The 1,929-nt window shown below is 67.0% G+C and carries 4 protein-coding genes; 1 reads left to right on the plus strand and 3 read right to left on the minus strand.

The window, feature by feature from the left end:
* From BN903_RS09950 to BN903_RS09960, 3 genes are all read right to left on the minus strand, one after another.
* Positions 1-745: TRC40/GET3/ArsA family transport-energizing ATPase (locus tag BN903_RS09950; protein WP_048077579.1), on the minus strand; the 745-nt coding region annotated here is incomplete at its 3' end.
* 28 nt (positions 746-773) lie between these two features.
* A complete protein-coding gene (locus BN903_RS09955; protein ID WP_048077580.1) occupies positions 774-1,070 on the minus strand; it encodes a hypothetical protein in 297 nt (98 codons plus the stop codon).
* A gap of 93 nt (positions 1,071-1,163) precedes the next feature.
* Entirely contained in the window at positions 1,164-1,376 is a 213-nt protein-coding gene (locus tag BN903_RS09960; protein WP_048077581.1) for a hypothetical protein, read from the minus strand.
* Positions 1,377-1,493: 117 nt separating this feature from the next.
* On the opposite strand from BN903_RS09960, the gene BN903_RS09965 reads away from it, so the two are divergent.
* On the plus strand, positions 1,494-1,929 hold a 436-nt coding region (locus BN903_RS09965), incomplete at its 3' end, for a GTP-binding protein (RefSeq protein WP_048077599.1).

The following is a 1,929-nucleotide window of genomic DNA, read 5'->3' on the forward strand; positions in this document are numbered from 1 at the left end:
CGACGAGCCCGCGCACGGAGAGGTCCCGCTCGGTGAACCCCTCGATCGCCCGCGCCGTCTCGTTGACGGAGAGCTGGTCGGGGTTGAACACGAGGAAGAACGCGGCCTCCGTCCGCATCGTCTCGCCGGCGTACTCGAAGAACTCCTTGCGCCGCTGGAGCCGTTCGATGACCGGGTCGCCCTCCAGCAGCCGCCGGGGCTCCATGTCGCCGATGGCGGCCTTCTCGAACAGGTCGATCGACTGCTTCCGTTTGTACACCAGTCGTTCGATCCAGTCGCCGAGGAACTCGGGGAGCCCGAGCAGCCGCAGCGTCGATCCCGTGGGCGCGGTGTCGAAGACGACCCGGTCGTACGGCTCGCTCTCCTCGCGCATCACGTCGACAAACGCGTCGAACAGCGCGGACTCGTACGCGCCGGGCGTCCCGTGTGACATCTCCAGCTGGCGGTTGATCTCCGAGACCATCGCCGCCGACACCTGCTCGGAGAGCGACTCGCGGATCTCGTCGAGGTGCCGCTGCATCTCGTCTTCGGGGTCGATCTCCATCGCGTCGAGCCCGTCGACGCCCTTCACCGACCGCGGCTCGTCGCCGAACGACTGGTCGAACACGTCCGAAACCGAGTGCGCCGGGTCCGTCGAGACGACGAGCGTGCGTACCCCCTCTGTCGCGCAGCGGTACGCGTACGCACACGAGACCGTGGTCTTGCCGACACCGCCTTTCCCGCCGAAGAAGACAAACGGCTCCATCAGTCGCGGCGTTCCCCTCGTCCCGTCATCAGAAGTGGTACTGCTGGCCCTTCCGCTCGATGAGGCTCTCGCGGTCCCACAGCCGCCGCTCCCACGCCTCGAACTCGTCTTCGAGGTACGGGAGCAGCTCCGCGGTGTAGTACGACACCGGCGACGGGATCCCGAACGCGTCCGGGAAACACGCGAGCATGAACTCGTCTTCGACGTCCTCCGCCTCCTTCTCGATCTTCTCGTAGGCCGGGTGCGTGATCATCCCGTGGTACAGGCCGCGGAGCCACTCCTCTACCGTGGCCCGAAACGTCGTGATGCGATCGGCGAGTGTCATTATCTCTCGTGACAGTCCGCCCGTGTTAAAAGCTGTCGCGGTCGTCCGTCCGATCTGACGATGCGTCCTCGCCGTCGACGCGCGATGCGCCGATCAGGCGGAGCTGCCTTCGGTCAGTTCGCCCTGCGGTTCCTCGGCGTCGCCGGACTCGTCGCCGGCGTCCAGCTCAGGGGCGTCCGAGTCGTCCGGACTCGGACTGTGGATGTCGCTGTCGAGTGTTTCCCAGACGAGGTACAGCATCGCGGCGATCATCAGTACCGTCATCGTGATGCTGACTAAGGCCACGGACCCGGCGGACACGACCATGTCGCGAGTTCGACGACCGCAGCGTATCAACGTATCGGCTCGGGCCCGACCGCCGTCCCGTCGCCGACTCGCTCCGCTCTCGCCGGGCTTGAAGGGGACTCCCGCCCATTCACCCACATGGACGACCCCGACGAGACCGACGACCGCATCCCGGTGACCGTGCTCTCCGGGAGTCTCGGAGCCGGCAAGACGACGCTACTGAACCACCTGCTCGGGAACGCGGGCGACCGCGACATCGCGGTCCTCGTCAACGACATGGGCGACGTCAACGTCGACGCGGACCTGATCGCCGAGGGGTCCGAGGTCGACGTCGAGGGCGTCACGGAGCTGTCGAACGGCTGTATCTGCTGTGAGCTTCAAGACGATCTGGAGTCGGCGGTGGTGCGGCTCGCGAACGAGCGCTCGTTCGACAACCTCGTCGTCGAATCCTCGGGGATCTCGGAGCCGGCCCCCGTGGCCCGCCTGTTCACCACCGAGTCGCGCGCGGCGGCCCGGTACCGCGTCGACGCGCTGGTGACCGTGGTCGACACGCGGCAGTTCCTCGACGCCTTCG

This window comes from Halorubrum sp. AJ67 (genome assembly GCF_000513435.1).